The organism is Streptomyces sp. NPDC043870, from assembly GCF_056435785.1.
This window is the reverse complement of record NZ_JBWKDT010000136.1, coordinates 1-1,646: the sequence shown is the minus strand read 5'-3', so window position 1 is coordinate 1,646 and position 1,646 is coordinate 1. Positions and strand designations below refer to the sequence as shown.

The following is a 1,646-nucleotide window of genomic DNA, read 5'->3' as shown; positions in this document are numbered from 1 at the left end:
CTGACGCGTAAATAGCAGCAGGTCAGGCTGGGTGTGGGCAGGATTGAGTGCCCGGCGGTCGTTGAGCCGTCGGTTGTCCGGGTCCGGGCCGGTCAGGCTGCGCCTTCCATCGGGTTGAGGGTCACGGTGTAGCCGAGCTGGTTGAGTGCGTTGATCGCGCGTCGGGTGGCGCGTTCGGGGTCGCGTTGGGCGAAGTAGGTGCCGCCGAGCTCGTGGTAGGCGACGTTGTCGGTGAGCATGTGCCAGATCGCGGTGATGATCGAGTGCTCGACGGCAACCAGTGCCTTGAGCGGGCCGCGGCGGGCGGTCAGTCGTTTGTAACGGGCCTGCAGGTAGGTGTCTTTGGTTCTTGCCGCGCCGAATGCCGCGAGTCCGAGGGCGCCTTTGAGATAGGGGTTGCCGGGGCGGACCTTGGCGTTCTTGGTGCGGCCGGCGGACTCGTGGTGGCCGGGGCAGACCCCGGCCCAGGAGGCCAGGTGTTTGGCCGTCGCGAAGCGGCTCATGTCGCCGCCGGTCTCCGCGATGACCACCTCGGCGATGGCCCGGTTGATCCCGGGGATGGTGTCGAGCAGGTCGAGGGCGGGGCGAAAGGGGGTCATCGCCGCCTCGGTCCGCGTGTCCAGCTGTCCGATCATGGTGGTGAGCTGGTCGTACTGGTCCAGATACAGCCTGGCCAAGAACGCGTGGTGTTCACGGAACCGGCCGGTCAGCGCCTCGGTGAGTTCGGGGATCTTGTTGCGGAGGCGGCGCTTGGCCAGTTCCGCAAGAAACTGTGGATCGTGTTCGCCGCTGATGAGGGCCTCCAGCATGGCCCGGCCGGAGACGCCCATGATGTCGGAGGCGACCGCGGCGAGCTTGATCCCGGTGTCCTCCAGTAGCTTCTCCAGCCGCTGCACGACCTGCCCGCGCTCGCGGGTCATCTGGGTGCGGGCCCGGGTCAGGTCTCGCAGCTCGCGCACCGGCTGCGGCGGCACGAATGAGGCTCTCACCAGGCCGTGGGCGCCGAGCTGGGCCAGCCAGGCCGCATCCGAGACATCCGTCTTGCGGCCGGGCAGGTTCTTGACCTGCCGGGCGTTGACGAGGATCACGTTCAGGTCTTCGGCCAGCAGGTAGTAGAACGGCTTCCAGTAGTCCGAGGTCGCCTCGATCACCACGAGGGTGACCTCGGCAGCGATGAGATGGTCCCGCAGCGCGAGTACCGCATTCGTCGTCGCACCCCAGGTCGTGGTCTGGTTGGTGAACGATCCCCGCCGTTTCGTACTTGGGGTACGGACGCACGCCTTGGCGTCCTTCTTGCTGATGTCCAAACCCGCGCAGCGTTCATGCAGCACGTCCACGGCCCGCTCCCTCCCTGACCAACCGGTCACGCCGTATGTGCCGTTCCGGGAGGGCCAGGGTGAAACAGGAATTCTGACGCCCGTGCTCACAGCAACACTCCACGGTTCCCGTGGAAGGCCCCCAGCACCACGCTGACCTGCGAGCTCACCGGCATCACAGACGCATCGGTTTCGGCCGGAACGAACCCCACCAGCGTCCCGGACCGCCATCACCCCACGTCAGGGCAGACAGAAGCACCTTCGGCGCGCGCCACGGCATTTACCACGCCCCCGGCGCGCACCGAAGGTGCGCTGAGTCGCTGACCTGCA

1 protein-coding gene is annotated in these 1,646 nt (G+C 67.1%); it reads right to left on the bottom strand.

Features of this window, described 5'->3' with window-relative positions; all coding sequences use genetic code 11:
* Window positions 1-92: 92 nt before the first annotated feature.
* A complete protein-coding gene (locus AC0699_RS39690; protein WP_478671583.1) occupies window positions 93-1,337 on the bottom strand; it encodes an IS110 family RNA-guided transposase in 1,245 nt (414 codons plus the stop codon).
* Between the last annotated feature and the right edge of the window lie 309 nt (window positions 1,338-1,646).